This is a genomic window from Actinomadura viridis (assembly GCF_015751755.1).
Classification (GTDB): domain Bacteria; phylum Actinomycetota; class Actinomycetes; order Streptosporangiales; family Streptosporangiaceae; genus Spirillospora; species Spirillospora viridis.
Genome location: NZ_JADOUA010000001.1, coordinates 5529937 through 5556916 on the forward strand (window position 1 = coordinate 5529937; position 26980 = coordinate 5556916).

The 26980-nt window shown below is 73.2% G+C and carries 23 protein-coding genes; 6 read left to right on the forward strand and 17 right to left on the reverse strand.

Going from position 1 to position 26980, the window contains the following annotated elements:
* Positions 1-63: 63 nt before the first annotated feature.
* From IW256_RS25095 to IW256_RS25115, 5 genes are all read right to left on the reverse strand, one after another.
* Positions 64-561: a glutathione peroxidase gene (locus IW256_RS25095; RefSeq protein WP_197013309.1), complete on the reverse strand. Its 498-nt coding sequence runs from the start codon at positions 559-561 to the stop codon at positions 64-66.
* A gap of 67 nt (positions 562-628) precedes the next feature.
* A complete protein-coding gene (locus IW256_RS25100) occupies positions 629-787 on the reverse strand; it encodes a hypothetical protein (protein WP_197013310.1) in 159 nt (52 codons plus the stop codon).
* A gap of 178 nt (positions 788-965) precedes the next feature.
* Complete coding sequence (locus tag IW256_RS25105) at positions 966-1121, reverse strand: hypothetical protein (RefSeq protein WP_197016851.1); 156 nt, start codon at positions 1119-1121, stop codon at positions 966-968.
* A 114-nt stretch (positions 1122-1235) separates the two neighbouring features.
* On the reverse strand, positions 1236-1538 hold the full coding sequence (locus tag IW256_RS25110) for a hypothetical protein (protein WP_197013311.1): 303 nt from the start codon (positions 1536-1538) through the stop codon (positions 1236-1238).
* Positions 1539-1588: 50 nt separating this feature from the next.
* Complete coding sequence (locus tag IW256_RS25115) at positions 1589-2722, reverse strand: LCP family protein (RefSeq protein WP_231403917.1); 1134 nt, start codon at positions 2720-2722, stop codon at positions 1589-1591.
* A 322-nt stretch (positions 2723-3044) separates the two neighbouring features.
* On the opposite strand from IW256_RS25115, the gene IW256_RS25120 reads away from it, so the two are divergent.
* Entirely contained in the window at positions 3045-4934 is a 1890-nt protein-coding gene (locus IW256_RS25120; protein WP_197013312.1) for an ABC transporter ATP-binding protein, read from the forward strand.
* Positions 4935-5058: 124 nt separating this feature from the next.
* Here IW256_RS25120 and IW256_RS42825 read toward each other — a convergent pair whose 3' ends face one another.
* Positions 5059-8838: an AAA family ATPase gene (locus IW256_RS42825; protein ID WP_197013313.1), complete on the reverse strand. Its 3780-nt coding sequence runs from the start codon at positions 8836-8838 to the stop codon at positions 5059-5061.
* Positions 8839-9132: 294 nt separating this feature from the next.
* Here IW256_RS42825 and IW256_RS25130 point away from each other — a divergent pair, with 294 nt between their 5' ends.
* Complete coding sequence (locus IW256_RS25130) at positions 9133-9465, forward strand: STAS domain-containing protein (RefSeq protein WP_197013314.1); 333 nt, start codon at positions 9133-9135, stop codon at positions 9463-9465.
* A 72-nt stretch (positions 9466-9537) separates the two neighbouring features.
* Here the strand turns inward: IW256_RS25130 and IW256_RS25135 are convergent, their stop codons facing one another.
* The 4 genes from IW256_RS25135 to IW256_RS25150 are packed head-to-tail and all read right to left on the reverse strand — an operon-like array spanning position 9538 to position 14472.
* Entirely contained in the window at positions 9538-10170 is a 633-nt protein-coding gene (locus tag IW256_RS25135; RefSeq protein ID WP_231405177.1) for a GTP-binding protein, read from the reverse strand.
* A gap of 37 nt (positions 10171-10207) precedes the next feature.
* Positions 10208-10639 (reverse strand): DUF742 domain-containing protein, encoded by a 432-nt coding sequence (locus IW256_RS25140; protein WP_197013315.1) that lies wholly within the window; start codon positions 10637-10639, stop codon positions 10208-10210.
* A 27-nt stretch (positions 10640-10666) separates the two neighbouring features.
* Positions 10667-11125 (reverse strand): roadblock/LC7 domain-containing protein, encoded by a 459-nt coding sequence (locus IW256_RS25145; protein WP_197013316.1) that lies wholly within the window; start codon positions 11123-11125, stop codon positions 10667-10669.
* Entirely contained in the window at positions 11122-14472 is a 3351-nt protein-coding gene (locus IW256_RS25150) for a sensor histidine kinase (RefSeq protein WP_307829048.1), read from the reverse strand. Before IW256_RS25150 ends, IW256_RS25145 begins: the two co-directional genes overlap by 4 nt.
* A 455-nt stretch (positions 14473-14927) precedes the next feature.
* Between IW256_RS25150 and IW256_RS25155 the strand changes: the two genes are divergently transcribed.
* The 4 genes from IW256_RS25155 (at position 14928) to IW256_RS25170 (ending at position 18446) form a co-directional block, all read left to right on the forward strand.
* The gene (locus IW256_RS25155; RefSeq protein ID WP_197013318.1) at positions 14928-15905 is read left to right on the forward strand and encodes an ABC transporter substrate-binding protein; all 978 of its coding nucleotides are present in this window, start codon (positions 14928-14930) and stop codon (positions 15903-15905) included.
* Entirely contained in the window at positions 15902-16678 is a 777-nt protein-coding gene (locus IW256_RS25160; protein WP_197013319.1) for an ABC transporter permease, read from the forward strand. Before IW256_RS25155 ends, IW256_RS25160 begins: the two co-directional genes overlap by 4 nt.
* A 17-nt stretch (positions 16679-16695) precedes the next feature.
* Complete coding sequence (locus IW256_RS25165) at positions 16696-17535, forward strand: ABC transporter permease (protein WP_197013320.1); 840 nt, start codon at positions 16696-16698, stop codon at positions 17533-17535.
* Between the two features lie 134 nt (positions 17536-17669).
* Complete coding sequence (locus IW256_RS25170; protein WP_197013321.1) at positions 17670-18446, forward strand: ABC transporter ATP-binding protein; 777 nt, start codon at positions 17670-17672, stop codon at positions 18444-18446.
* A gap of 22 nt (positions 18447-18468) precedes the next feature.
* On the opposite strand, the gene IW256_RS25175 is transcribed toward IW256_RS25170, so the two are convergent.
* The 7 genes from IW256_RS25175 to IW256_RS25205 all read right to left on the reverse strand — a co-directional run bounded on the left by IW256_RS25175 (position 18469) and on the right by IW256_RS25205 (position 26978).
* Complete coding sequence (locus IW256_RS25175; RefSeq protein ID WP_197013322.1) at positions 18469-20313, reverse strand: bifunctional 3'-5' exonuclease/DNA polymerase; 1845 nt, start codon at positions 20311-20313, stop codon at positions 18469-18471.
* Between the two features lie 115 nt (positions 20314-20428).
* Entirely contained in the window at positions 20429-20926 is a 498-nt protein-coding gene (locus IW256_RS25180; protein ID WP_197013323.1) for a DUF4234 domain-containing protein, read from the reverse strand.
* Between the two features lie 218 nt (positions 20927-21144).
* Entirely contained in the window at positions 21145-22770 is a 1626-nt protein-coding gene (locus IW256_RS25185) for a metallophosphoesterase family protein (RefSeq protein WP_307829049.1), read from the reverse strand.
* A 190-nt stretch (positions 22771-22960) separates the two neighbouring features.
* A complete protein-coding gene (locus IW256_RS25190; protein WP_231405181.1) occupies positions 22961-24616 on the reverse strand; it encodes a solute symporter family protein in 1656 nt (551 codons plus the stop codon).
* Between the two features lie 20 nt (positions 24617-24636).
* A complete protein-coding gene (locus tag IW256_RS25195) occupies positions 24637-25080 on the reverse strand; it encodes a DUF485 domain-containing protein (RefSeq protein WP_307829050.1) in 444 nt (147 codons plus the stop codon).
* A gap of 266 nt (positions 25081-25346) precedes the next feature.
* Positions 25347-25745, reverse strand: coding sequence for a YccF domain-containing protein (locus tag IW256_RS25200; RefSeq protein ID WP_197013324.1), 399 nt, complete (start codon positions 25743-25745; stop codon positions 25347-25349).
* A gap of 306 nt (positions 25746-26051) precedes the next feature.
* Entirely contained in the window at positions 26052-26978 is a 927-nt protein-coding gene (locus IW256_RS25205) for a diacylglycerol/lipid kinase family protein (protein ID WP_197013325.1), read from the reverse strand.
* Positions 26979-26980 lie beyond the last annotated feature (2 nt).

The following is a 26980-nucleotide window of genomic DNA, read 5'->3' on the forward strand; positions in this document are numbered from 1 at the left end:
GCACAAACCTGCTGAGCAGCCCCCTCCGCTGCGCTCCGGGGTCTGCTCAGCATCCTCCAAGGCTCAAAGTGAGGAGCCGGGCAGGTTCTTCTCGATGGCCGCCACGACCTCGGCCGCCTCGGGCTCGGTCTGCGGGGAGAAGCGGGCCGCCACCGTGCCATCGGGGGCGATGAGGAACTTCTCGAAGTTCCACCGGATGTCGCCGGTGTGCCCCTCGGCGTCGGCGGTGCCGGTCAACGCGGCGTAGAGGGGGTGCCGTCCCTCCCCGTTGACCTCGATCTTCTCGGTCAGCGGAAAGGACACGCCGTACGTCGTGGAGCAGAACTCGGCGATCTCCTCGGGAGTGCCCGGTTCCTGCCCCATGAACTGGTTGCAGGGAACGCCGAGGACGGTGAAGCCACGCTCGGCGTACCGCTCCTGCAGCCGCTCCAGTCCGCTGTACTGGGGAGTCAGGCCGCACTTGGAGGCCACGTTGACGATCAGTACGGCCTTGCCCCGGTACTGCGCGAGGTCTGCGGAACCGCCCCGCAGACCCCCGATCTCAACCTCGTAGACAGACATGAGCCCGATCTTAGGAGAGATCGGGCCTGTCCGTCCGTACCGCCCTCCGCGCCGAGGGCGGCCCGGCTCAGGTCCCCAACGCGTTCACGAAGGCGGCAATCTGGTTGCCCGCCTCGCCGAGCTGGGCGAAGGCGTTGTTGACCACGGCGGCCGCATCCCGGGGGGAGCTGAGGAGGTAGAAGGCCAAGAAGGCGATGCCCACGTAACGGAGGTGCTTCTTATTCATCGGTACGCCCGTCCCTCAGTAGCACAGCGACACACTGACCCGATTCAATTGTGCCCAGCTGCTTCTGCCCGCAAAGCGACATTTTACTGTGACACACGGGTCGGCGCGTGATGCCCCCGCGCGCAAGAACCCCGTACCCGGCGGGCGGGTACGGGGCCGAGGGACGGCGCGTCAGGGGTCAGGCCAGGGCGCTCACGAACTGCGACATGGACTCGGCCGCGCCGCCGAGCCCGCTCAACGCGCTGTTCACCACGTGGGCGGCCGCGTCGGGCCGGGTGATGATGTACCACAGCACGAACGCTCCAGCGGCCAGCTTCACATACTTCTTGTTCACGTCCATCACCCTCCGACGCCATATTCTTACGGAGGGTGATTCCCCGTGGGAACGGTTCGGAAATCAAAAGAAGGTAAAGACACGGCCGGACCCGCCCGCGGGGGTCCGGGGACGTCACGTCTCCGACGGGGAACCGTGCCGGACGAGGTAGTCCAGGTAGAGCGGGCGCAGCGCCTCGGCCATCGCGCCCTCGTCGGCGTGGGTGAGCTCGTCCAGCAGCGACAGGCCGTGCAGGAGGTCGAACCTGGCGCGGTCGAGGTTGCCGATCGAGGCCGCGGCGGCGGGGATGGCCCGCAGCAGCTCCCACACGAAGCCCACGTCCCGGCGCTCGCGGGCACGGGCGACCGCCAGGTCGTGCAGTTCCTTGGACGACAGCTTCTCCAGCCGCGCGGCGGGGTCGGGCGTCACATCGGACATGACCCGACTCTAACCGCGCGGCGGAGCGGCCGTGCCCCCGGCCGGCCCGGTCACTTGGCGATGACGCCGGCGGGGATCTTCTCGTCGTTCTTCAGGGCGTCGAACATCGTGGACGCCTTCCGCTTGTCCCAGGTGATGTACGAGCCTGCCGACGGGGACGAGCCGGCGCCGCCGATCGGGACCGAGGTGGTGACGCCGTCACCGCCGCTGACGCCCTTCATCGCCCACATCATCCGGACCAGGTCGTAGAGGTGGTCGTCCTCGTCCACCAGGAAGTTGCTGGTCGAGCTGAGCGCCAGCGGGACGCTGCGGACGGGGTTGAGCAGCACGCCGGGACCGGACGCCTTCTTCATCAGCGCGCCGAAGAACTGCCGCTGCCGCTCGACCCGGTCGAGGTCGGCGCGGGCGGACGCGCGGGTCCGCACGAAGCCCAGCGCCTGGGAGCCGTTGAGCGTCTGGCAGCCCGGCTGGAGGTTCAGGCCGGCCTTGGGGTCGCGCATCCGCTCCTTGACGCAGATGTCGACGCCGCCGACCGCGTCCACCACGCCCACGAACCCGGCGAAGCCGATCTCGGCGTAATGGTCGATCCGCACGCCGGTGGCCTGCTCGACCGTCTTGACCAGGAGCTTGGGCCCGCCGAAGGCGAAGGCGGCGTTGAGCTTGTTCATGCCGCGGCCGGGGATGGGGACGTAGGAGTCGCGCGGGAGGCTGATCAGCGAGGTGCCGCCGGCGCCGTAGTGGAGCAGCATCATCGAGTCGGTCCGGCGGCCCACGCCCGCCCGCCCGGTGGCCAGCCGCTTGCGGTCGGCGGCCGTCAGCCCCTCGCGGCTGTCGGAGCCGACGATCAGCCAGTTGGTGCCGGGGGTGTCGGCCAGCCGGCCCGGCTGGTCCAGGACCGCCTCGCGCTTGAGCCGGGAGTCGAGGTAGAAGTAGCCGCCGACGGCCAGGACCAGCACGATCACCAGGAAGATCGCCAGGATCCGCGGCCAGCGGCGCCTGCGGTACCGGCGCGGGACGTCGTCGTGAGGGCCCTGCCCCCGGTACTGGTCCCCCGAGTAGGGATCGCCGTAGGGATCCGCGTAGGGATCGCCGTCGTACGGGCCGCGCTCAGCGTACTCCGCCCGCGCTGAGGCCCTGTCGCGCGCCATCCGGCGTCCCTCTCGTCCTGGCCAGGCGTCGGTCATGCCGTAGACCTTAGGGCAACCCGCCGCAGACCGCCTCAGTCCCCCGCATGATTGTCCACGCCTCCGCATCATCACCGAATGCGATGAAAAAGCGGTCCCCGTCGTCCCGGCGATGCACACTGCTCCTGGGGGTCGCCGCGGGCAGAGGCGGCTGATGCGTGTGCGCAAGGAATCTCGATCACGTTCCTCCAGGTACGGACGGATACGCGGGCGCCGGGGGGAACCCGCGGGCGGGACGAGGAGGCGCCTGCCGCGCCCGCCGCGCCTCCTCCCCCGGAGGGAGGGCCGGGCGCGGCCGGACGCGGCCCCAGACTCCGCGCTGATGCCCGACCTCGCGGCCAACATGTGGAGGGCCCGGTCCGGGGAGCTCGCCGGGACGAGCATGCGGACGATGGCGCGGCGGCTGCCCGCGGTGATCGTCCGCTCGGCGCGGCTGGCCTGGCGGGCGGGCCGCGCCGACACCGCGATGACCATCGGCTGCAACCTGGCCGCGGGCGTCTTCACCGCGTTCGGGCTGCTGGCCACCACCGGTGTGCTGACCGCGCTCTTCAGCGCCGGGCCGACCCCCGAACGGGTCCGCACGGCGCTGCCCTCGCTGGCGCTGGTGGCGGGAGCCGCCGCGCTGCGGGCCGGACTGCAGGCGGCGGCGGGCTGGGCGCAGTCCCGGCTGGCGCCGAAGGTGGAGCGGGTGGTCGAGCTGCGGCTGTACGAGGCGACCACGGCCGTGGAACTGGCCGCCCTCGACGATTCGGCGTTCCTGGACGACCTCAAGCGCGCGGAGGGCCGCGGCATGGTCGCGGCGCCCGCGGTCGTCCAGCAGGCGGTCGACGTCCTCACCGGCGCGGTCGGGATGTTCGCGGCGGCCGGGACGCTGGGCGTGCTGCACCCGGTCCTCCTGCCGCTGCTGCTGCTCACCGTGGTGCCGGAGGGATGGGCGTCGATCCGGACGGCGCGGATGCGGTACATGACCGAGCTGACCCTGGTGGGCGCGCGGCGGCGCAAGTGGATCCTGGCCGACCTCATGGCCGACCGCCGGCACGCGGCCGAGATCCGCTCGTTCACCATGCGCGGGTTCCTGCTGGGCGAGTACGACCGGGTCGCCGCGTACCAGCGCGGGGTCGAGCTGGACCTGGCACGGCGGCAGGTGATCGCGCGTGTCTTCGGTGACGCGATGCAGGGGGTGGCGACCGCCGCCGTCTACGTGGCGCTGGGGCTCATGCTGTGGAAGGGCGCGGTACCCCTGGCGGTGGCGGGGACCGCCGTCCTGGCCATCCGGGCCGGGCAGAGCTCGCTGGTCAACCTGGTGTTCGCGGTCAACCGGTGCTACGAGGAGGGGCTGTACTTCGGGGACTACCTCGAGTTCTGCGCCGCCGCCGAGAAGCGGGTGCCCGAACGGTCCGTCGCGGCCGGGCACGGCCGCGACGGCGGGCCCTCCCCCGCGGCCGTGCGCCCGCCGGACGGCTTCGGCCGGATCGTCGTCGAGGACGTGACCTTCACCTACCCGGGGGCGGACACGCCCTCGCTCAACGGCGTCTCGCTGGAGATCGTGCGGGGCGAGGTGGTCGCGCTGGTCGGCGAGAACGGCTCGGGCAAGAGCACCCTGGCCAAGATCCTCGCCGGGCTGTACGACCCGGACGGCGGGGAGGTCCGCTGGGACGGGGTGTCGCTGCGCACCGTGGCGCCCGAGCTCCTGTGGGAACGCATCGCGGTGATCGCCCAGGAGTACACGCGCTGGCCGATGACCGCCCGGCAGAACATCACCATGGGCCGCGAGGCGCCGGAGGAGGCGCTGCTGGCCGCGGCGCGCTCGTCGGGCGCGGACGAGGTGGTGGCCGAGCTCGCCCGCGGCTACGACACGCTGCTGGACCGGCGGTTCGAGGGCGGGGCCGAGCTGTCGGGCGGGCAGTGGCAGCGGCTGGCGGTGGCGCGCGGGTTCTTCCGTGACGCGCCGCTGCTGATCTGCGACGAGCCGACCGCCGCCCTGGACGCGCGGGCCGAGCACCATCTGTTCGAGCGGATCCGCACGCACGCCGACGGGCGCACCGTCCTGCTGATCACGCACCGGCTGGCCAGCGTGCGCCACGCCGACCGGATCTACGTGCTGGAGCAGGGCAAGGTCGTCGAGGAGGGGGACCACCGGGAGCTGATGGCGCTGGGCGGGCTGTACGCCGACCTCTACGGCCTCCAGGCCGCCGCCTACCGCACCGGCTGACCCCCGGCCCCGCCCGTGGCCCCGCCCGCCGCACGGCTGCCGCACAGCCGCGGCACACGGCCACCGCCCGTCCACGACTGCCGCACGGCCACACGGCCACGGCGCACGGCCGCGGGCGGGGCACTCAGATGTACGGCCCGCGCGGCAGGTCCGGTTCGCGCCTGGAGGGCTCGGCGGGCAGGTCCTCGGGGCGCAGCAGCCGTACCTCCGCCGGGTCGACCTCCCCGGGACCGGTGTCGTCGGCCGCGGTGATCCGCTGCGCCTGCCGCGAGATGGCCTCCTCCAGCACGTTGCGGACGAGCCGCGCGTTGCCGAACGAGGCGCCGCGCGGCTCGGCGGCCAGCCGCCGGCGGAGCGCGGCCAGCACCCCGCCGGCCAGCTCGAAACCGGCCTCGGCGGCCATCGACTCGAAGATGGTGGCCAGCTCGTCGTCGGTGTAGTCGGGGAACCGCAGCGCCTTGGGGAAGCGGGAGTCCAGGCCGGGGTTGAACTTCAGGAACCGCTCCATCTCGGCGTCGTACCCGGCCACGATCACCACCAGGTCGGAGCGGTGCTCCTCCATCAGCTTCAGCAGCTCGGCGACGGCCTCGTGGCCGAAGTCGCGGCGGTCGCCGCCGCCCGCGGTCAGCGCGTACGCCTCGTCGACGAACAGCACCCCGCCCAGCGCCCGCTCCACCGCGTCCCGGACCTTGTGCGCGGTCTGCCCGATGTACTCGGCGACCAGGTCGGCGCGGGTGACCTCCACCAGATGGCCGGAGGACAGCAGTCCCAGCTGGGCGTACACGGCGGCGATCAGCCGGGCGACGGTGGTCTTGGCGGTGCCGGGGTTGCCCATGAACACCATGTGCCGGGCCGGGAACGCCAGCGGGACGCCCACCTCGCGGCGCCGCTCCTCCATCCGGGCCTCGGCGACCAGCGCGCTGATCTCCCGCTTGATCTCGTCCAGGCCGATGAGGCGCTCCACCTCGTCGAGGGGATCGCCGGGGACCCCGTCGCGGCTCGGGGTCAGGGTGTCGGGCACGTCGGCGAGCAGGATCTCGTCCAGCGACTCGGTCTCGTCCACGATGCCGTCGGCCAGCACCCGGCGGCCCTGCATCGCCACCGCCCGGTCGAGCACGGCGTTCATGACGCGGGCGTTGGCGAAGCCGCGGTCGCGCGGCGCGGACCGGACCAGCGCGGCCACCCGGTCCAGCACGCCGTCGGCCAGGGCGAACCCGGCGTCGGCGGCCTTGGCCCGGAAGACCTCGACCAGCTCCTCGTCGGTGAGGTCGGGGAAGCGGACGGTGCGGGGGAAGTAGGCGGCCAGGTCGGCGTGCGACTTCAGCAGCCCGTTCAGCTCGGCCTCGGGGCCGGTCAGCACGACCACGAGGTCGTCGGGATGGGCCTGCACGGCCGCCAGCAGGACGTCCACGATCTCCCGGCCGCGCACCGCCTCCGCCGAGGCGAACGCGTGCGCGTCCCGGACCAGCAGCACCCCGCCCAGCGCCCGCTCCACCGCGCGCCGCACCTTCACCGCGCTCTCGCTGGTGTACTCGCCGAGCAGGTCGGCCCGGTCGACCTCGAACAGGTGGCCGTTGGACAGCACCCCCAGATCGGCGTAGATCTTGCCGAGGATCTGCGCGACCTTGGTCTTGCCCGTCCCGGGGTTGCCCGTGAAGACCAGGTGCCGGGGCCGGGAGGCCACCGCCATCCCCGCCTCCTGCCGCAGCCGGGCCGCCTTCGCCTCGGCGACCAGCGCCTCGACCTCCCGCTTGACCGGCTCGATCCCGGCCATGGCGGCCAGCTCGGCGAACGGGTCGGTCACCGCGCCGCGGCCGGTGGCCGGGCGGTGCGGCAGGTCGGCCGCGGTGACCTCCACCGGCTCGCCGTCCGCCGCGGGCCCGGTGGCGTGGCGCCGCGCGGCGGCCGTACGGGCCTGCGCGGCGGCGACGCTCTGCGCGGCCAGATGCTCGACCAGGCGGGCGCCGCGCAGGTTGAGCAGCGGCGGCGTGCGGCTGATCAGCACTCCGGCCGCCGCGGCGACCTCGCGGGTCACCCGGGCCTCGCGGGCGGCGACGGCGCGGTGGAACAGCTCGGCGTACTCCTCCTCGCCGAACTCCCGCGTACGGGTGACCTCGAAGGCGCGGACCAGGGCGGGGTTGGCGTCGAACAGCCGCCGGTCGCCCCCCGGGCGGCACAGGGCGACGACGTCGAGGCCGGGGAAGCGGGCCATGAGCCGGCGCAGCTCCTCCAGGGCCGCGGGGCCGCAGCGTTCGTAGCCGACCAGCCGCTCCAGGTCGTCGATCACCAGCAGGAGGCGTCCCTCGACGCAGTCGCGGACCCGGGCCTGGAGCCACAGCACCGCGTCGCTGATCCCGAGGGAGGCGAACACCTGGTCGGAGATCCACAGCGCCTCACGGATCAGGCCGCGTTCCACGAGCAGCCGTTCCAGGAGTTCGGCGGCGGTGCCCTTGCCGGTGCCCTCGGAGCCGGAGACGAGCAGCCGCGCCGGCCGCCGTCCCGCGACCCGGGCGGCGAGGGCCTCCCGCAGCGCACGGGAGAGCTCGGGCTGGCCGACCAGGGCCCCGCCCAGCGGGTCGGCGAGCGGGGCCGCCTGGGAGGCCGCCGGGAGGCCGGCACGGTCCGGGCGCGGCTCCACGGACGGCGTGGACGGCGCGGACGGCGTGGGTCGCCGCGCCGTCCCGGCGTCCGCGCTCTCCGCGGCACCGTCCACCGCGAGGTCTTCGGCGGGCTCGGCGGACTCGGCGGACTCGGCGGACTCGGCGGACTCGGCGGGCTCGGTGGGCTCGGTGGGCTCGGTGGCCCGGTTCAGCCATCGGGCCATCGGGTTGGCGACCGGGCGGTGGTCGAAGAGCCTCCGCAGGTCGTGCTGGAACGCCCGGACCGGTACCCGGCAGCGGGGGCTGGTGGCGGAGTCGGGGAGCCCCTGGACGGCGCCGGTGACGCGCACCGCCATGTCCAGCCAGGCGCGGCAGGCGTCGGCCTCCCCCGCGACCAGCCCGCGCGCCAGCCAGGCCCGCGTCTCCTGCTGCCAGGGCTCGGCGGCGAATCCGGTGCCCAGCGCCCGCAGCCGGTCGGTCAGGTTCTCGTAGCGGGCGGTGCCCAGGGCGACCGCCATCTCCGCGGGAACGGCCGTCACCTCCGCGGCCAGCATGAGCCGGGCGAGCGCGGTCTCCAGCGGCTCGCCCTCCCCCAGGGTGCCGGCCAGGCGCTCGTGGGCGGCGTCGAGCCCGGCGCACGCCCAGCCCAGATAGCCCACCGGGCCGGCCAGCTCGGGCAGCACCGCCAGCGTGGCGTCCGGCAGCCCGGCCGACCAGACCGCCTCCAGGCGGTCCTGCGGCGCGGTCATCGCCTCCTCGCGCAGCGCCGGGTCCTCCGCGCGCCGGTCGAAGATCTCCATCAGCGCGGCCCGCCGCTCCTCCAGCGGCTCCAGCCCGGCGAACACGTCCAGCCCGGCACGGGCCAGCTCGTACATGACGGTACGGCGCTCGCGGTCGTCCCCGGCCGGTTCGGGCAGCCACAGACCCGGCGGGCGCCAGCGTCCTCCCTGGGTGAACCAGGCCAGCGGGTCCCGTACGGGGGGCTCCGGGGTGGCCAGGAAGTCCCCCAGCAGTTCGTAGTCCACGTCGCCCCGGGAGCCGCCGCGCAGCGCCGAGGCCCCCAGCAGGAAGGTCAGCAGGGACCACTGCTCGGCGCCCGCGGCCGAGGTGCCGGGCCCGTAGAACTCGCTGAGCTGCCGGGTGAGAACGACGGCGCGGGGATCGCGGTTGAACTCCCGCGCCCGCTCGCGCAGCTCCTCGTACAGCCCGACCGGAACCCGCCACGGCCCGTACGCGTACACGTCCAGGACGGGCTCGTCCGTCAGCAGCGGTTCGAGGTGCTCCGGCAACCGTGGGGCGCTCACCTGACTGGTTCCTTTTCCTTCCGGGTCTCGGGTGCGGTTCCCAGGACCGTTCCGGCGCGTCGGCCGGGTGCCCCGCGAACGTCTCATCTGGCATGCACCCTAGGCGATGCGGGGCCTCTCACACTTTCCGGCGCCCAGCGGGAGGGCCCGTCTCACCCTCCGGCCGCCCGGCTCGCTCCGGCGCTCGGGTTGGCAGACGCTTGTTCCTCGTGGATAGTTGTCGCATGGAAAACATTCGTGGGGACTCCCGTGGATGCGCCGAAGTGAGGGGGCTTCCCCGTGACAGTCTTGGACGTGACCGCCCAGGTGCGTGACGGCTGCGCCGTCGTGCGCCTGCGGGGCGAACTCGACATAGCCAACGGCCACGACCTGCACCGTCGTCTGGGCGCCGCGCGGCGCTCGTTCGGCGACCATCTGATCCTGGACCTGACCGGCCTGGAGTTCATGGACTCGCACGGCCTGTCCGTGATCATCAACTGCTACAAGGCCGTCTCCCAGGCCGGCGGCAGCCTGGCGCTCGCCGCGCCCCGGCCGATCGTCCGCCGGACCCTGGAGATCACCGGCATGCACCGCCGCATGACCGTGCTGGGCTCGGTCGAAGAGGCGATCGCCGCCCGCCACACCTGATCCGGGGCACCGGGACGGGCACGGCGGCGAGGGGCGAGCCCTCGCGCCGTGCGCCGCCGGCGGGCCGGGCCGTCAGGTCCAGGTCGGCGAGGACGTGCCGACCGCCCCGCCGGGCGCGGGCGGCGGCCCCTCCATCCGGCTCGGGGCGACCGGCGCCGCGGTGCCCGCGGCGTGCATGCTCATCGCGTGCTTCACCAGCGTGATGAGGACCTGCTTGGTGGACTGCCGGGTACGGGCGTCGCACTGCATGATCGGTACGTGGGGGCTGATCGACAGGGCCTCGCGGATGTCCTCGGCGCCGAAGGGGAACTCGCCGTTGAAGCCGTTCACGCCGACGACGAAGGGCAGTCCCAGCTCCTCGAAGTAGTCGACCGCGGCGAAGCAGTCCTCCAGCCGCCGGGTGTCGACCAGCACCACCGCGCCGATCGCGCCGCGCACCAGGTCGTCCCACATGAACCAGAAGCGGTGCTGGCCCGGGGTGCCGAACAGGTAGAGGATCAGCTCCGAGTCCAGCGACACCCGGCCGAAGTCCATCGCGACCGTGGTGGTGGTCTTGTCCGGCACCGCCGACAGGTCGTCCACGTCGGCGCTGGCCGCGGTCATCACCGCCTCCGTGGTGAGCGGCATGATCTCCGACACCGAGCCGACGAAGGTGGTCTTGCCCACGCCGAACCCGCCGCCGACGACGATCTTCACCGAGGTCAGCTCGGTGTCCCCTCCGGGTGCTCCCGCAGGGGCCTGATCAGAGGTTCCGAAGGCCACTGAGAACCCTTTCTAGAAGGCGGATGTCCGGCTGCACGCCGGCGGGACGCGTCTGGTGCAACCGCAGCAGTCCCTCGAGGGCCATGTCGGCGATGAGGACCCGGGCGACCCCGATCGGGATGCGCAGCAGGGCGGAGACCTCCGCCACCGACCGCACCGACCGGCACAGGTCCATGATCGCCCGGTACTCGGGCGTCAGCTGGGCCACGTCGCGCGGCGGGTAGGGCGCGGCGGTCACCAGCGCCTCCAGCGCCAGGTCGTACCGCGGCCGGGTGCGTCCCCCGGTGACGGCGTAGGGCCGCACCAGGGAACTCGCGTCGGGCTCCTCCGCCGGTCCCCGCCCCCGTGCCGGGTCGCCCGACCACCGCGGCGGGCCGCCCGGACCGGCTCCCCAGGGACTGCCTCGATCCATCTCGCCGACCTCCGTCAGTCAGTCAGGTCAGTACCGGGCCGGCCCGGTGCCCATCTCCGGTACGGCCGGCCCCCCGTAGGGCGGCTGCTGTTGCTGCTCGGCCACCCCGCGAAGGGCGGGGGTCAGCACCCGGCCCACCCGCTCCACCAGCAGCGTCATCTCGTACGCCACCAGCCCGAGGTCGCAGTCGGAGGCGGCCAGCACCGCGAACACCGACCCGTTGGCGATGGACATGACGAACAGCAGCCCGCGGTCCATCTCCACGACGGTCTGGCTCACCCCGCCGGCGTCGAAGATCTTCGCCGCGCCCTGGGTGAGGCTCATCAACCCCGAGGCGATGGCCGACAGCTGGTCGGCCCGCTCGGGCGGGAACCCGGCCGAGTAGGCCATCGGCAGCCCGTCGGAGGAGACCACCACGGCGTGCGCGACCTTCGGCACCCGGTCCGCGAAGTTGGTCACCAGCCAGTTGAGATCCTGCCCGCTCACCGGGTGCCTCCGTTCTCTCCCTCGCCGTGCGAGGGAAGCTCACCTGTGGTGCCGGTACCGGGCTCCTCGCCCGGCCCGGACGTCCCGCGTGTCTCCGTACGGCCACGTTGGACGCCTCGCTGCAGGCTGGCGAACCGGTTTCGCACGGTATCGGCAGACTGGCCGGACCCGGGCACCGGGGGCCGGCCGCCCGGTCGCGCGGCGGCCTGCGGCGGAGGCTGCGCAGCCGGTGTGCTCCGGGACGCCACCGCGCCCGGCACCCTGTTCTTCCCGGGCACCCTCTTGGGCAGCCCGGCGGCGGTACGCTCGCCGGCCGCCGGTTCCCGTACCGCCTCGGCGGCCTGGAATCCGGCGTCGGCGGGAGATTCCCACCCCTTCACGGGATCCTCCGGTGTCTGGTCGGTCCGTCGCTGGAACCACTCCGACCGCATCGCGTCGAAGATCGGCGAACGTCCGGGGACACCGGGCGGAGTGGCCTGCTCGGCAGGATGCTCGCCCCGGGCCGGCTCAGGCAACCCCTGATCTTCGGCGGGTCCCCGGCGCAGGCCGTTCCCGGACCCGCCGTGGCCCGAGCCCCCGTACCCGGGACCGCCGCGGCCGGAGCCGCCGTATCCGGCCGGAACGCCCTGCTCGGGCAGGCCGTGGCCGGTGCCGCCCTGGCCCGGCGCGCCGTACTCGGGGGCACCCTGGCCCGGGGCGCCGTACTCGGAGGCGCCGTACTCGGGGAGCCCGTGGTCTGGGGCCGCCTGCTCGTGGAAGGCCGGGAGCGGGCCGGTCCGCAGCGGGTCGTCGTCGTGCACCGGCCCGGACGGCGTGCCGGGACGGCCGCCGGGCGCGCTCCCGCCGCCCGGTCCGCGCCGCGCCGGATGCTGCGCCCCGGGACGCCGTACGGGAAGCCGGCCCGGCTCGCGGCCGGGCTCGTCCGCCCGCGCCCTGGGCGGCGCCTCCGGTTCCCGGTCGTAGCCCGGCGCGTGGTCCCGGGCGCCGGGGCCCGGCGCCTGCGCGGTCCCGCCGGGCATCGATGGGTACGCACCCGAGTCGCCGGCGATCGGCTGCGGTCCGGTCTGGCCGAACGGCGGCTGGAGCGGCCCCGTCCCGCCGATGACCGGCTGCGGGCCGGTGTGTCCCGGCCCGGGCGGACGGTCGCGGAACGCGTCGCGGCCGGGCGGCGGGCCGTCGTCGCTCATGATCGGGTGCGGGCCGGTCCCCGTTCCGGCGAACCGCTCGGGGGAACCCGCCCCGCCCGTGCGCGGGCGGGGAACGCCGTACTCGCCGGAGCCGCCGTCCTGGCCGAACAGGCCGCCGGGGCCGGCCGCCGGGCCGGTGGCCGGGGGCGTGCCGACCGGGGGCAGCCCGGCCACCGCCGATGGCGACGAGGGCATCCCCGCGTACTCCGGTGGCCGGGCGGCGCCGTCGTCCAGGCCGCCGAACGCGCGCGAGCCGATGCCGCCGGACTCGGCCGGGCTGATGACCATCTCCGGCAGCACCACGAACGCCGTGAGCCCGCCGCCCTGCGCGGCGCGCAGTTCGACCCGGATGCCGTGGCGCACCGCCAGGCGGCCGACCACGAAGAGGCCCATGCGGCGGGCGGCGGAGAAGTCGATGACGGGCGGGTTGGCCAGGCGCCAGTTGGCCTGTTCCAGGTCCTCGCCGGACATGCCCACGCCGTTGTCGGTGATCTGCAGCATCGCCCCGCCGCCGCTGAGCAGCTGGCCGGAGACGGTGACCCTGGTGTGCTCGGGAGAGAAGACCGTGGCGTTCTCGACCAGCTCCGCCAGCAGGTGGACCAGGTCGTTGACGACCGGTCCGGCCACGGTCATGTCGCCCTGGACGCGCACCGCGACCCGCTCGTACTGCTCGACCTCCGACAGGGAGGCGCGCACCACGTCGATGAGCGGGACCGGCCGGGTCCACCGGCGCACCTGGTCCTGCCCGCCGAGGACCAGCAGGTTCTCGTTGTTGCGGCGCATGCGGGTGGCCAGGTGGTCCAGCCGGAACAGGTTGCCCAGCTGGTCCTCGTCCCGCTCGTTCTGCTCCAGCTCCTCGATCAGGCGCAGCTGGCGCTCGATGAGGGACTGGCTGCGGCGCGACAGGTTGACGAACATCGCGTTGATGTTGCCGCGCAGCACGGCCTCGTCGGCCGCCAGCCGGACCGCCTCGCGGTGCACCTCGTCGAAGGCCCGGGCGACCCGGCCGATCTCGTCGGTGGAGTCGACGTCGATCGGCTCCACCTCGATCCCCTCGGCCGCCGCCTCCGGGTCGCGCAGCCGGTCCACCAGGCCGGGCAGCCGGGTGCCGGCCACCTCCAGGGCCCCGGCCTGCAGCCGCCGCAGCGGACGGACCAGCGACCGCGCCACGACACCGGTGGCCAGGGCCGCCAGCAGCAGCCCGATCAGCAGCAGGGCCGCGTTGATGAGGACGCCGAGGTAGGCGTTGTCCTTGAGCTCCCGGCTGTCGCGCACGATGGTGGCGGTCAGGTTCCGCTCCACCTCGCGCATCTGGCCGATCCGGGTGCCGGACGCCTCGGCCCAGCCGACCGAGTCGCGGGGGCGCAGCGGCCGGACCGACATCGTCGGCGACCTCCCCGACGCGACCAGGACCTGCTGGTAGGTCAGCTCGACCTGGCCGGCCTCCGGGCCGGTGACGGTGTCCTCGTAGAGCTGGCGCTGGCCGGTCTCGGCCGTCGAGCGGAACAGCGCGATCTGGCTGTCCTGCTGGGAGCGCAGCGTCAGCAGCCGCTCCCGGTCGGCGGGGTTGGCGAAGCGCCCGGTGAGCAGGACCGAGGTGACCAGCGCGCTCTCCTGCGAGGCGTAGTCCTTGGCGCGGGCCAGCGCCGCGAACGCCCGGGTGCTCTCCGCCACCTCGGCGCTCGGGCTGCCCTGCGCGACCAGGTCGTCCAGGTCCAGCATCGCGACGATCAGCTGCCCGTAGATGTCCAGGGCCGAGAAGGGCGAGGCGGTGCCCTGCCCGGCCACCTCCCGCAGGCCCGGCAGCGAGTCGAGCCGGTAGCGCACGTCGCGGACCTTGGCGCGGACCTGGGCGGAGTACGCGTCACCGATCCCGCCCAGCGAGCCGCGCACCTGCGCCGCCGCACGATCGGTCACGCTGTGTTGCCGGCGCAGTTCGTCTTCCTGGCCGTTGCGAGCGGAGGTCAGGAACCGCACCGTCAGGGCCCGTTCGCTCTCCAGCTCGTGGACGAGCGCGGCGACGCGGTCACCCAGCGTCGCCAGCTTCTCGATCCGCGCGTAGAGGCCGGCTTCGGTCACGCCGTCGCGCACGCGCAGGCCCGCAAGAATCCCGGCCACGACCGCGGGGATCAGGATCAGGGCCACGAGCCGGGTGGTCACCCGGGTGTTGGCCAGCCTGAATCGTCGCCCGCCGCCGCCTTGACCGGCGTCTGTATCGCCATCCTCCGGGAGGGAGTGAGCATCCGGACCCCGTGCGCGGTCCCGCTCCGTCGCTGGTCGCACGTCCCTCCATCACCTCTCACGGCTCGTTGCCCCCGACCCCGCGAGATCCAGCGTTCCGCCGGCCCGGGAGCCTGTGGCCTGTCGATACCCCTGGGGCGAGGGTCATTGCAGCACAGAGTAATCCGAAGGACAAACCTCAAGACGAGCCATTTCACACTTCTGCCTACTTCGAGCATTCGTGCGTGATTTAGACCCTTTTGCCGGATTTGCGTCTCACGTACGTAAACATCGAGACACAGATCCGGAGTTACCCAGGGTCACTGCGCTAGAGTCCGCACGATCATGCCGACCAACGGCATACCCCCCTTATCCATTCCCCAGAAGGAGCGCTCATGAGGTTCGCCAAAGAGCGGCGCGCCTGGCTCGCCGGCGCGGTCGCCGGCACGCTCGCGCTGTCCCTGACCGCCTGCGGCGGGGGCGAGGAGGCTTCCGCGAACGGCCTGGAGCAGTCGGAGATCACCGTCGGGGTCATGCCCATCACCGAGGGCGCCGGCATCCAGATCGCGATCTCCCGGGGATTCTTCAAGGCCGAGGGCCTGACCGTGAAGTTGCGCACCGTCACCGGTGCGGCCGAGGCGTTGCCGCAGCTCAAGGGCGGCCAGCTCGACATCGCGCACGGCGGCCACGTCGGCATCATCCAGGCCCAGGCCGACGGCGCCTACAAGCTGCGCATCGTCGCCGAGGCGTCGTCGATGACCAAGAACCTCAACGGCGTGCTGGTGTCGAAGGACTCCTCGATCAAGACGCCCCAGGATCTGGCGGGCAAGAAGATCGGCACCAATGCCCGGGGCAACCAGAACAGCCTTCTGCTCCACGCCACCCTGCAGCCGTACGGGGTCAAGGTGGACGAGGAGAAGGACGTCGTCGTGGCGCCGTTCCCCAACCAGGAACAGTTGCTGAAGAGCGACAAGGTCGACGCCATCATCGTGCCCGAGCCGTTCGTCACCCAGATCCAGCAGTCGATCGGCGCGCGCATTCTCACCGACTTCTCCTCGGGCCCCACCAAGGACTTCCCGATCACGGGATTCGCCTCCACCGAGGAGTTCGCCACCAAGAACCCCAAGACCGTGGCCGCCTTCCAGCGCGCGCTCGTCAAGGCCCAGGCCCTTGCCGGTGACCGTTCCGTCCTGCAGGAGGCCATGCCCAAGTTCACCAAGATGGACCCCAAGCTGGTCGGCGTCATCAACCTGAACGGTTTCCCGACCTCGACCAACGCCACCCGGATCCAGCGGGTGTCGGACGTCATGCGTCAGTTCGGCTACCTGAAGCAGCCGTTCGACGTCAAGCCCCTCGTCCTGCAGAACGGATGAGGCCGGCCCAGCTGGCGCGCGGCGCGGCCGGGGTCGCGGGGGCGATCGCGATCGCCGAACTGGTCACCAGGACCGGGCTCGTCGATCCCGAGACCGTCCCACCCGCCTCGACCGTGCTGCTGCGCGCCGCCGAACTCGCCGCCGACGGGGAGTATCTGGTCAAGGTGGCCGACACGTTGCGCGCCTGGCTGGGTGGACTGCTGCTGGCGACCGTCGTGGCGGTGGCGCTGGGCATCCTGCTCAGCGCCACGCCATGGCTGAACAACGGCGCCCGCCTGGTGGTGGAGCTGATGCGGCCGATCCCCTCGCTGGCGCTGATCCCCCTGGCGATCGTCACCTTCAGCTCGGTCACCCAGTCGAAGATGTCCCTGGTGTTCTACGCCTCCACCTGGCCGATCCTCATCAACACGCTCTACGCGCTGCGCGATGTCGACCCGGTGGCCAAGGAGACGCTGCGCAGCTTCGGCTTCGGCGACCTGGCGGTGCTGCTCCGGGTGAGCCTGCCCAGCGCGCTGCCGTTCGTGGCCACCGGAGTGCGCATCGCCGCCTCGGTCGGCCTGGTGGTCGTGGTCAGCACCGAGCTGATCGCCGGAGCCGGTGAGGGCGTCGGCGGTTACCTGATGGAGAGCCAGTCGGGCGGCGGTCATCCCGACCTGATGCTGGCGGGCGCGGTCTGGGCCGGAACCCTCGGCCTGATCGCCAACACCCTGCTGGTCGGGATGGAACGCCGAGCCTTCCGCTGGCATGTGGCGGGAACGGGGGCCGCATCATGAGTGCGCGAAGCGAGGGAATGAGTGCGCGTGCTTCCGCGGGGGGCTCGGGCGCGAGCCGGATCGTGCGGGGGGCGCTGGCGGGGGTCAGCCGGTTGTGGCTGGTCGCCCTGCTGGTGGCGGCCTGGGAGGTCGGTGCCCGCGCGGCGGCCGACGATTTCTTCCCGCCGCCGTCCCAGATCGTCCAGGCCCTGCACGAGATCTGGTTCTCCGGTCCGGCCGGCCGGTTCTTCCTGACCGACAAGGCCCTGGACGACTTCGGGCCCAGTCTCGCGCACCTGTTCGCCGGGTGGGCCATCGCGGCGGTCGCCGGGGTGGTGCTCGGCGTGGTCATCGGACGGTGGCGGGCGCTGGGGGACGTGCTGGAGCCGGTGCTGCAGTTCGGCCGCGCGGTCCCGCCGCCCACGCTGATCCCGTTCCTGCTGGCGGTGCTGGACCTGGGCGCCCCGATGCAGATCACCACGATCGTGTTCGGGGTGATCTGGCCGGTGCTGCTCAACACCATCGACGGGGTGCGGACCGTGGACCGGCTGGCGCTGGACACCGCCCGGGTGTTCGGCATCAGCGGGCCGCTGCGGCTGCGCCGGGTGATCCTGCCCGCCGCCGCGCCCAAGATCTTCGCGGGCCTGCGGGTCAGCCTGGGCTTCGCCCTCATCCTGATGGTCATCTCCGAGCTGGTCGGCAGCGCCTCCGGCATCGGGGCCCACCTCACCACCGCCCAGCAGAGTTTCCAGATGGCGGAAATGTGGGCGGGCATCGTGCTGCTCGGCGTGCTGGGATGTCTGTTCAACCTGGTGTTCGTCCTGGTGGAAAGGCGCATGCTGGCCTGGCACGGCGGTGCCCGGCGGCTCGCGTCCTGACCGGCGGGAACCCACCGGCACCGCAGTTCGACCGGCCCGACCGCACGTACCGACGATCCGACCCGTGACCCGCCCCGGGCCGCCGCCCCGGCCGCTCCCCTCCCCGCGCACCCGCGCCCAGCCAGGTGAAGGACATGCTGGAGATCAACGAACTGACACACACCTACGGTGACCACACCGTGCTGTCCGGACTCACCCTCAAGGTCGCCGAGGGCGAGCTGGTCAGCATCGTGGGGCCGTCCGGATGCGGCAAGTCCACGCTGCTGCGCTGCGTGGCCGGGCTGGTCCGGCCGACCGGCGGCAAGGTCGTGCTCAACGGCGCGCCGATCGACGGCGTGCCCGACGACCTCGCCGTGGTCTTCCAGGACTACAGCCGGTCGCTGATGCCGTGGCTGACCGTCCGCGACAATGTCGCCCTTCCCCTGCGGCGCCGCGGCAAGAGCAAGAAGGAACGCCGGGACGCCGCGCAGCAGGCGCTGGAGTCGGTCGGCCTCGCCGACGCCGGCCGCAAGTACCCCTGGCAGCTGTCGGGCGGGATGCAGCAGCGGGTCTCCATCGCCCGCGCGCTGGCGTACCGGCCGACGCTGCTGCTGATGGACGAGCCGTTCGGGTCGGTCGACGCCCAGACCCGGGAGGACCTGGAGGACCTGGTGCTCCGGGTGCACCGGGACGAGGGCATGACGATCCTGCTGGTCACCCACGACATCGACGAGAGCGTCTACGTGGGCGACCGGGTGGTGGTCCTGGCCCGCAACCCCGGCCGGGTCCGCGCCGAGCTTCCGGTGGGCCTGCCCTCGACGCGCGACCAGATCGAGACCCGGGGGCTGCCCGAGTTCGTCCGGCTGCGCGCCGAGGTCGGGCGGCTCGTCCGCGGCAGCACCCAGGACGGCGGGACGGCGAAGGCGTCCTGACCCGCGGGCGGCACCGCGCCGTTCACTTGGCGTCGGCGTAGCGGTCCACGACCGCGATCTCCATCGGGAACACCACCGGGGTACGGCCGAACAGCAGGTCGCCCGCGTCGGCGGCCGAGGCGCGGATCGCTTCGGCGACCCGTCCGGCCAGGTCGGCGGGGGTGTGCACGATGACCTCGTCGTGCTGGAAGAACACCAGCCGGGGCGGGCCGAGCGCGGTCAGCCTCCCCCGGAGCGTGGCCAGCAGGGCCAGTGCCCAGTCGGCGGCGGTGGCCTGGACGACGAAGTTGCGGGTGAAGCGGCCCCGGCCGCGCAGGGCCTGGGCGGCGGTGACCTGGCGGGACCGGCCCTCGTCCGGCGCGGCGCCGGTCTCCTCCGTGTCGCCCGCGGCGGTCAGCCGCCGCCAGTCGGCCGAGGGCGGCGGGCAGGTGCGGCCGAGCCGTGACCGGACCAGCTCGCCTCGCTCCCCCGCCCGCGCGGCGGCCTCCACGAAGCCGAAGGCCGCGGGGAAGCGGCTCTTGAGGACGGCGAGCAGCTGGACGGCCTCGCCGGTGCCGCCGCCGTACATCGCCGAGAGCATGGCGATCTTGGCCTTGTCGCGGGGGCTCGCCCCGCCCGGCGCGGTGCCGCGGAACGCGTCCGACAGCGCGGTGTACAGGTCGCCCTCGGCGGCCGCCGCCGCGAACGCCCGGTCTCCGGCGAGGGCGGCGAGCACGCGGGGTTCGAGCTGTGCGGCGTCGGCGACGACCAGGGACCAGCCTGGGTCGGCGACCACGGCCTGGCGCAGGACGCGGGGGATCTGGAGGGCGCCGCCGCCGTTGGTGGCCCACCGCCCGGACACCACCCCGCCGACCACGTACTCGGGGCGGAACCGGCCGCCGCGCACCCAGGCGTCGGCCCACGCCCAGCCGTGCGCGGTGTGCAGCCGGGACAGCTCCTTGTACTCCAGAAGCAGGGGCACCGCCGGGTGGTCCAGCTTCTTCAGGACGTGCGCGCGGGTGGAGGTGACGGGCAGGCCCGCCGACGCGAAGGCCCGCAGGATCTGCGCCGGGGAGTCGGGGTTGACGGGGGTGCGCAGGCCGAACGCGGCGCTGATGCGATCGGCCAGGTCCTGGAGCTTGCGGGGCCGCATCCCGCCGGACGGGCGCGGGCCCAGCAGCTCGGTGAGCAGGGCGTCGTGGATCTCGGCCGACCAGGGCAGCCCGTCGTGGCTCATCTCGGCGGCCACCAGCGCGCCCGCCGACTCGGCCGCGGCCAGCAGCGCGAAGCCCGGCACTGCGGCGACGCGCCGCCGCTGGTCGGCGTGCACCGCGACGATCTGGTCGAGCTCGCCCGGCGCGGTGCCGCCGGAGGGCGCGCCGCCGGAGGCGGCCGGGAGGCCGGCGGGCGAGGCGCCGGCGGCGTCCGTGGCCGGGGACTCGCCGGGGAGGGACGCCGTGGCGGGCGATCCGGCGGTGACCGTTCCGGGGAGGGAGTCCGCGGTGAGGGAATCGGTGTCGAACAGCGATCCCTGGGGCGGGGCCTCGCGCGGGGGCGGCGGGTCGGCGGGCACCGGCTCGCCGCGCGAACGGGCCCAGGCCGCCCGGACCGAACGGGGCTCCCCGTAGCGCCCGGCGTGGCCGAGCAGCAGGCTCTCCACCAGTTCGAGGTCGTGGCAGCGCGCCACCCGCACGCCCGCGTCGAGCAGCCGCGGGTAGAGCCTGGAGGTGGCCGGCCACACCCAGCGCGGGGAGTCGGCGCGCTCGCGGGCGGCGATGGCCGCCACCAGGTCGGGCACGTGCTCGGCGGGGCCGGTGGGCGTGCCGTCCTCGGCGAGGCGCCGCAGCGTCCCGCCGCCGTCCGGCCCGGCGGCCACCGCGATCCTCACCCGTCCATTGTGGCGCGGGGCACCGACAGAACGGCGGGCGCGCCGGACCCGGGAACGCCGGACCCCTCCGGGCCCGGCAGGGCGCGGAGGGGTCCGGAGGGCCTTCACGAGGGGATCAGGCGGCCAGGGACACCTGCTGGCCGGCGGGGATGTCGCCGTACCGGTCGGTGATCTTGTTGAGCTGGATCTGGTAGTACAGGACGCCGAAGCCGAAGATGCCGAGCAGGAAGCCGATGCCGCCGCTGCAGGAGGGCTGCAGGCCCGCGGCGCGCTGCGCCTGGGCGATCCGGCCGCCCAGCTTGACGAACATGATCAGCGGCCAGATGCCCAGCGTGACGGCCCCGAAGAGGAGCGAGAGCAGGGCGTTGACGGCGGCGTCACCGGTGCGGCGGTCGTAGGCGAACAGCTCGGCGTGCACCTTGAAGAACCACACCAGGCCGTAGATGCCGAAGGTGATGATCGGCAGGCCCAGCCAGGCGGCGACCGGGTTGCGCTTCTTCATGTTCAGGCCGGTCCCCGCGGCGACGGGAGCGTTCTGCGGCGTGTGGACGGGCGCCTGGCCGCCCTGGTGCTGCTGGTAGGGCTGCTGCGCCTGGCCCTGGGGGTAGCTCATGCTGGTTGCTCACTCCTGAGGGCGCGCGGCTGCGGGGAGGCCATCCGCCCGTGGGTCGTTGTGATCATTCGATGACGACGCCCGACCTTACGGCAGACGGACCGTTCGCTGTGCAACAACACCCGGATTTTCAGAGATCTGTGCACTTTTCACACTTTGCCGGTGCCGTATGGCCCCGTCCACGACCGAAAGCAGCGCTTCGCCCAGGAGTCCACGCCCTAGCGCAGCGGGATCGTCACCTCGTCCTCGCACGGCGGGTGGCGCTCGTGGTCCCCGCACCCGGTCACGGCGAAGCAGCGGATGCGCAGCTCGGCCTCGCTGACGTCCAGGCGCAGGAAGCTCTTGAAGAACGGCGGGTGGTCCCAGTCGGCCATCTCCGAGCGGAACCGCTGCGGCATCCTGCGCACCGGCAGCCGGACCATCCCCGGCCGCCTCCGCTGCCCGCGCGGCACGCCCAGCAGCGCGGCGACGAACCGCGCCCTCTGCGACGGCACGGCGGGGACCGGCTCCCCCACGCGCGGCGCCGGCACCAGCGCGGCCGGGCCCGCCTCCGGCAGGCCCTTCGCCGACGACGCGGGGGACGGGTCGCTCCCGCCGTACCCGCGCCCCGGACGAATCCCGAGCCGGTGCCGGACGGCCGCGGTGGCCTCCTCGGGCGTCAGGTCGAACAGCCGGGGCAGCCGCAGCACCCGGCCGTACAGGCGGCTGTAACGCGAGAGGGAGTCACCGCGCAGCGGATAGCAGCGGAAGTCCTCCTCGTCGGTCACGCGCGTCCTGGGGATCGTGTGGGTGGCGTGCATGAACGCGCCGCCGCCGCCGGACACCACGTACTGGATCGTCCGGTCCCCGGCGCGCACGGGATAACGCTGGTAGTTGTGGATGTCGCCGCCGATCGCCGCGACGTAGTGGTGCGCGGGGTCCTTGACGATCGCGTCGACGGTGCCGCCGCCCTCGATCTTCCCGGGGCGGAGGTCGTCGTCCACGTACAGCGGCTTGCCGGTGATGAGCAGCTTGGGCTTGGGCCCCGCCGACACCTCCCGCAACCAGGCGCCCTGGTCACGGTCGATGCCGCCGGTGATGCCGGTGTCGATGCCCACGATGCGCAGCGCCGGGGTGTCGATGACCCAGTACGGGCCGGGCTGGACGGCGCGCTGGCCCGGCGCGCCCCGGTAGCGGTCCCGTGCCCGCGCCAGCTCCCGCTCGTCGACCGGCCCGGAACGCCGCCACAGCAGCCGGGGCACCACGGCCAGCGGCCCGCGCCACGGCTCCGGGGCGCAGTCCAGGTCGAGATCGCAGAACACCCGCAGGAAGCCGCGCAGCCCGTCGTACCAGTCGTGGTTGCCGGGCACGGCGTAGATCGGCCCGGGGTAGCCCTGGTACGGCCGGAAGAACTTCTCCGGGTAGTCGGCCGCCTCACCGCTGGGGTAGATCACGTCGCTGGCGATGACCATGAAGTCGGTGTCGGCGCCGATCCGCAGGGCCGGCGGGACCACCGCGTACTGCGACCGGTCCCCCTCCCCGGTGTCGCCGAGCAGCAGGAACGAGAACGACTCCTCCGAGCGGTGCATGGTGAAGCCGGCGCGGGTGCCCCGCTCGGCGAGCGCGGCGACGCAGCGGCGGCGGATGCCGCCGGAGGGGTCGCCGAAGAGCTTGGCGATGACGTCGTTGCGGGAGCGCCACAGCACCAGGGGACGGCGCCAGGAGAAGCCGGAGACGCGCTCGGGCATGAGGTCGTGGAAGGAGCCGCGCCGCCGGCAGTCCCACCCCGCCCCCGCCTCCGAGGTCCGCGAGTTCTCGGGCGCGTCGGGCGTCCGCTCCGGTGCCACCGCGTCCTCGGCGTGCACGGGCAACCTCCGGGGGTCCGGGGGGATGGGGGTCAGGCCAAATGTAGAGGGACGGATGATCTGGGCGTCAAGCGGCGCCGGGTCCGGCGCATGGAGACCTGTCCTGATCGTCCGTCAACCCTGTCCCCGGGGCGACGCGGCGCCGTCCCGCGCGGGGACGGCGCCGCGTACGGTCAGTGCGCGCGTACGGTCAGTGCGCGCCCGTGCCGGTGAGCGCGCGGACCTCCAGCTCGGCGTATTTCTCGTCGGTCTTCTCCTTGGAGAGCACCGTGCCGAGGTAGGCGCACAGGAACCCGAGCGGGATGGAGATGAGCCCGGGGTTCTGCAACGGGATCGGCGCCACGATGGTCTCGCTGAACAGGGCGTCCGGGTTGCCCTTGGGCAGGGTGCCGGACGCGCCGCCCCAGCAGATGGGGCTGGCCATGACCAGCGCCACCGCCGAGACGAGGCCGCCGTAGATGCCCGCCACCGCGCCGACGGTGTTGAACCGCTTCCAGAAGAGCGAGAACAGCAGCGTCGGCAGGTTGGCCGAGGCCGCGACCGCGAACGCCAGCGCCACCAGGAACGCCACGTTCATGCCGCGGGCGAAGATGGACAGGACGATCGCGACGGCGCCGATGACCAGCGCCGCGATCCGCGCCATCCGCACCTCCTCCTGCTCGGTCGTCCGGCCGCGCCGGAACACGTTGGCGAACAGGTCGTGCGCGAACGAGGACGAGGAGGCCAGGGTGAGCCCGGCGACGACGGCCAGGATCGTGGCGAACGCCACCGCCGCGATGACCGCGAGGAAGACCGCCCCGCCGGTGGAGCCGGCGCCTCCGCCCAGTTCCTGGGCCACCTGCACGGCCGCGGTGTTGCCGCCCTTGTCCTGCGCGGCGATCGCCTTGCCGCCGACCAGCGCCGCCGCGCCGAAACCGATGACCAGCGTCATCAGGTAGAAGGTGCCGATGATGCCGATCGCCCAGTTCACCGAGGCACGGGCCGCCTTGGAGTTGGGCACGGTGTAGAAGCGGATGAGGATGTGCGGCAGCCCGGCCGTGCCCAGCACCAGCGCCAGGCCCAGCGACAGCAGGTCGAGCTTGGACCACATGTCGGTGGCGCCGTACTTGAGCCCCGGCCGGAGGAAGGCGTCGCCCTTGCCGCTCATGTCGGCGGCGGCGCCCAGCAGCGTGGAGAGGTTGAAGTCGAACTTGGCCAGCACCCAGACCGTCATGACGGCGGCGCCGCCCATCAGCAGCACGGCCTTGACGATCTGCACCCAGGTGGTGCCCTTCATGCCGCCGACCGTGACGTAGAAGATCATGAGGGCGCCGACCACCACGATCGTCCAGATCTTGGCGGCCTCGCCCTCGGCGCCCAGCAGCAGCGCCACCAGCGCGCCCGCGCCGACCATCTGCGCCAGCAGGTAGAAGATCGAGACCACGATGGTGGAGATGCCGGCCGCGGCGCGCACCGGCCGCTGCCGCATCCGGAACGCCAGCACGTCGGCCATCGTGAACCGGCCCGAGTTGCGCAGCAGCTCGGCGACCAGCAGCAGCGCCACCAGCCACGCCACCAGGAACCCGATGGAGTACAGGAACCCGTCGTAGCCCGACAGCGCGAACATGCCCGCGATGCCCAGGAACGAGGCGGCCGACATGTAGTCGCCGCCGATCGCCAGGCCGTTCTGGACGGCGGAGAACGAGCGGCCCCCCGCGTAGAAGTCGGCCGCGGTACGGGTCTGGCGGCTCGCCCAGATCGTGATCCAGAGGGTGAAGACCACGAAGAGGGCGAACAGGATCAGCGAGAACGTGCGGTGCTCGTTCTCGGCGGGCGCCGCGAGCACCCCGGACGGGGCCGCCGACAGCGGCGCGGCGAGAAGTGCGTTCACTTGCCGTCCTCCTCGGTGCCGTCGTCCACGCCGTCGCCGGCACCCGCCGGGGTCACCGGGCTCGCCGGGCTCGCCGGCCCGGACGTGGCCGCCGGGCGGACCTCCGCGGCCAGCGGCTCCAGCTTGCGGCGCGCGTGCCGCTCGTAGGCCCAGGCGATGAGGAACGTGGAGACGAACTGGAGCAGGCCGAAGACCAGCGCCACGTTGATCTCACCGATCACCTTGGTGCCCATGAAGCCGCGCGCGTAGGCCGACAGCACCACGTACAGCAGGTACCAGACCAGGAAGGCCGCGGTCATCGGGAAGACGAAGCGGCGGAACGTGCTCTTGAGCCGCAGGAACTCGGCGCTCTCGCTCATCTGGATGAAGGCCGCGCTGTCGAGCCCGCCGCCGGGATCCGCTCCCGGTGCCGCCGGGCCTGGGGAGTCGTCCTTGGTCACACACACCTCCGGGCAATGGTCGTTCCGCCATGTCGCCCCGAACGGTGAGTAATCGGCCCCACCGGCACGGCGGACCGGGGCCATTCGACCAAGAACTTGGTTGTGCAAACAGAGGTGGAGACCTGCTCGATGCATGCTCGATGCAGGAATGAGACCTGGCTCACAGATCACCGCGCCCGGCGCGGCCGCGCGCGAGGCGCGGGACACCGGGCACGGGACACCGGGCGCGGGACCGGCCGGGACCGGCCGGGGTGTGGAGGCGCGGCCTACTCGACGTGGAAGGCGCGCGGGTCGCCGGTGGGCACGATCTCCCGGCCGAGCGGGAGCAGCGACACCGGGATGAGCTTGAAGTTGGCGATCCCGAAGGGAATGCCGATGATCGTGATGCACAGCGCGATGCCGGTGACCAGATGGCTCAGCGCCAGCCACCAGCCGGCCACCACGACCCAGATGGCGTTGCCGAGGCAGGAGCCCGCCCCGGCGCCGGAGCGGCGCACCACCGTGTTGCCGAACGGCCAGAGCGCGAACACGGCGATGCGGAACGAGGCGATGCCGAACGGGATGGTGATGATCAGGATGCAGCAGATGATCCCGGCGAGCGCGTAGCCGACCGCCAGCCAGAACCCCGACAGGACAAGCCAGATGATGTTCAGCAGGGTGCGCATCGGACCACTCTACGGTGCTCGCCCTCACGGACCGTGGTGGCCGCCGGCGCCACCCCCGTGGGCACCGGCGCCACCACGTCCTGGGCGTCTGGGCGCATCATGAGTCCCCCCAGAACGGCGAGCAGTCGCCTTCTCATGATGCCGCCACAGACGACCCGAAGGTCCCCTTGAGAGGGACGTACTCCACGTTATATGGACATCCGTAATGCTCGCGTAAATCGCCCCAAAGCCCGCTCAAAGGATGCTGGACGTCGCCTGACCGGCGGCGTCGTCCTGAATCGGCTCTGCGGGGCCTCCGGCGGGCCCTTAACGAGGGGCCAGGACGCGCAGGGCGCCCGGCATGATCCGGGCCGTCACCGGCAGCTCGCCGGGCAGCTCGCCGTCCGCCCCGTACGGCAGGGTCCGCCCCGGGGTCAGCAGCTCGATCCGCACCTCGCGGCCGCGCAGGACCTCCACCTGCGGGCGGCGCACGTGCGACCCGTCGGACAGCTCCCGCATCACGGCGAAGAACAGCAGCCGGGGGGCGTCCCTGATCACGACCACGTCCAGCAGGCCGTCGTCCACCCGGGCGCCGGGGGCGATGTGCCGTCCGAACCCGTAGAAGCCCGAATTGGCGGCGACGACCGTGTAGCCGCGCCGGTCGAGGACCGCGCCGTCCACCGTGATCCGGTAGTCGGCCGGCCGCCAGGCCAGGACCGCGCGCAGGGCGCCGACGGTGTAGGCGGCCGAGCCGCGCAGGCGGGTCCGGTTGGCGTTGCGGTTGGCCACCGCGTCCACGCCCGCGTACACGCTGCCCAGCACCGGGACGCCGTTGGCCTCGACGGCGTCCACCGCCCGCGGCTCGCCCTCCAGGAACAGGGCGGCCAGCCCGGCGGGATCGGAGGGGACCCCGAGCTGCCGCGCGAAGTCGTTGCCCCGGCCCGCCGGGACGATGCCGAGCACCGCCTCCGTCCCGGCCAGGGCGCCGCCGACGCACCCGACCATGCCGTCGCCGCCCACGCCCAGCACCACGTGCCCGCGTCCGGCCGCGTCCCTGGCCAGCGCGGCGGCGTGCGCCAGGTCGCGGCTGTACTCCACCGCGACCTCGGCGCCGGCCTCGCGCAGGGCACGGGCGAGCGGGACCAGGATGGCCGTGGCGGCCGACCCGCCGGCGGAGGGGTTGACGACCGCGGTGAAGGCGCGGCCGGGCGCGGGGCCGGCGGGCGGGACGGCGGCCGGCGGGTTCGCGGACATGG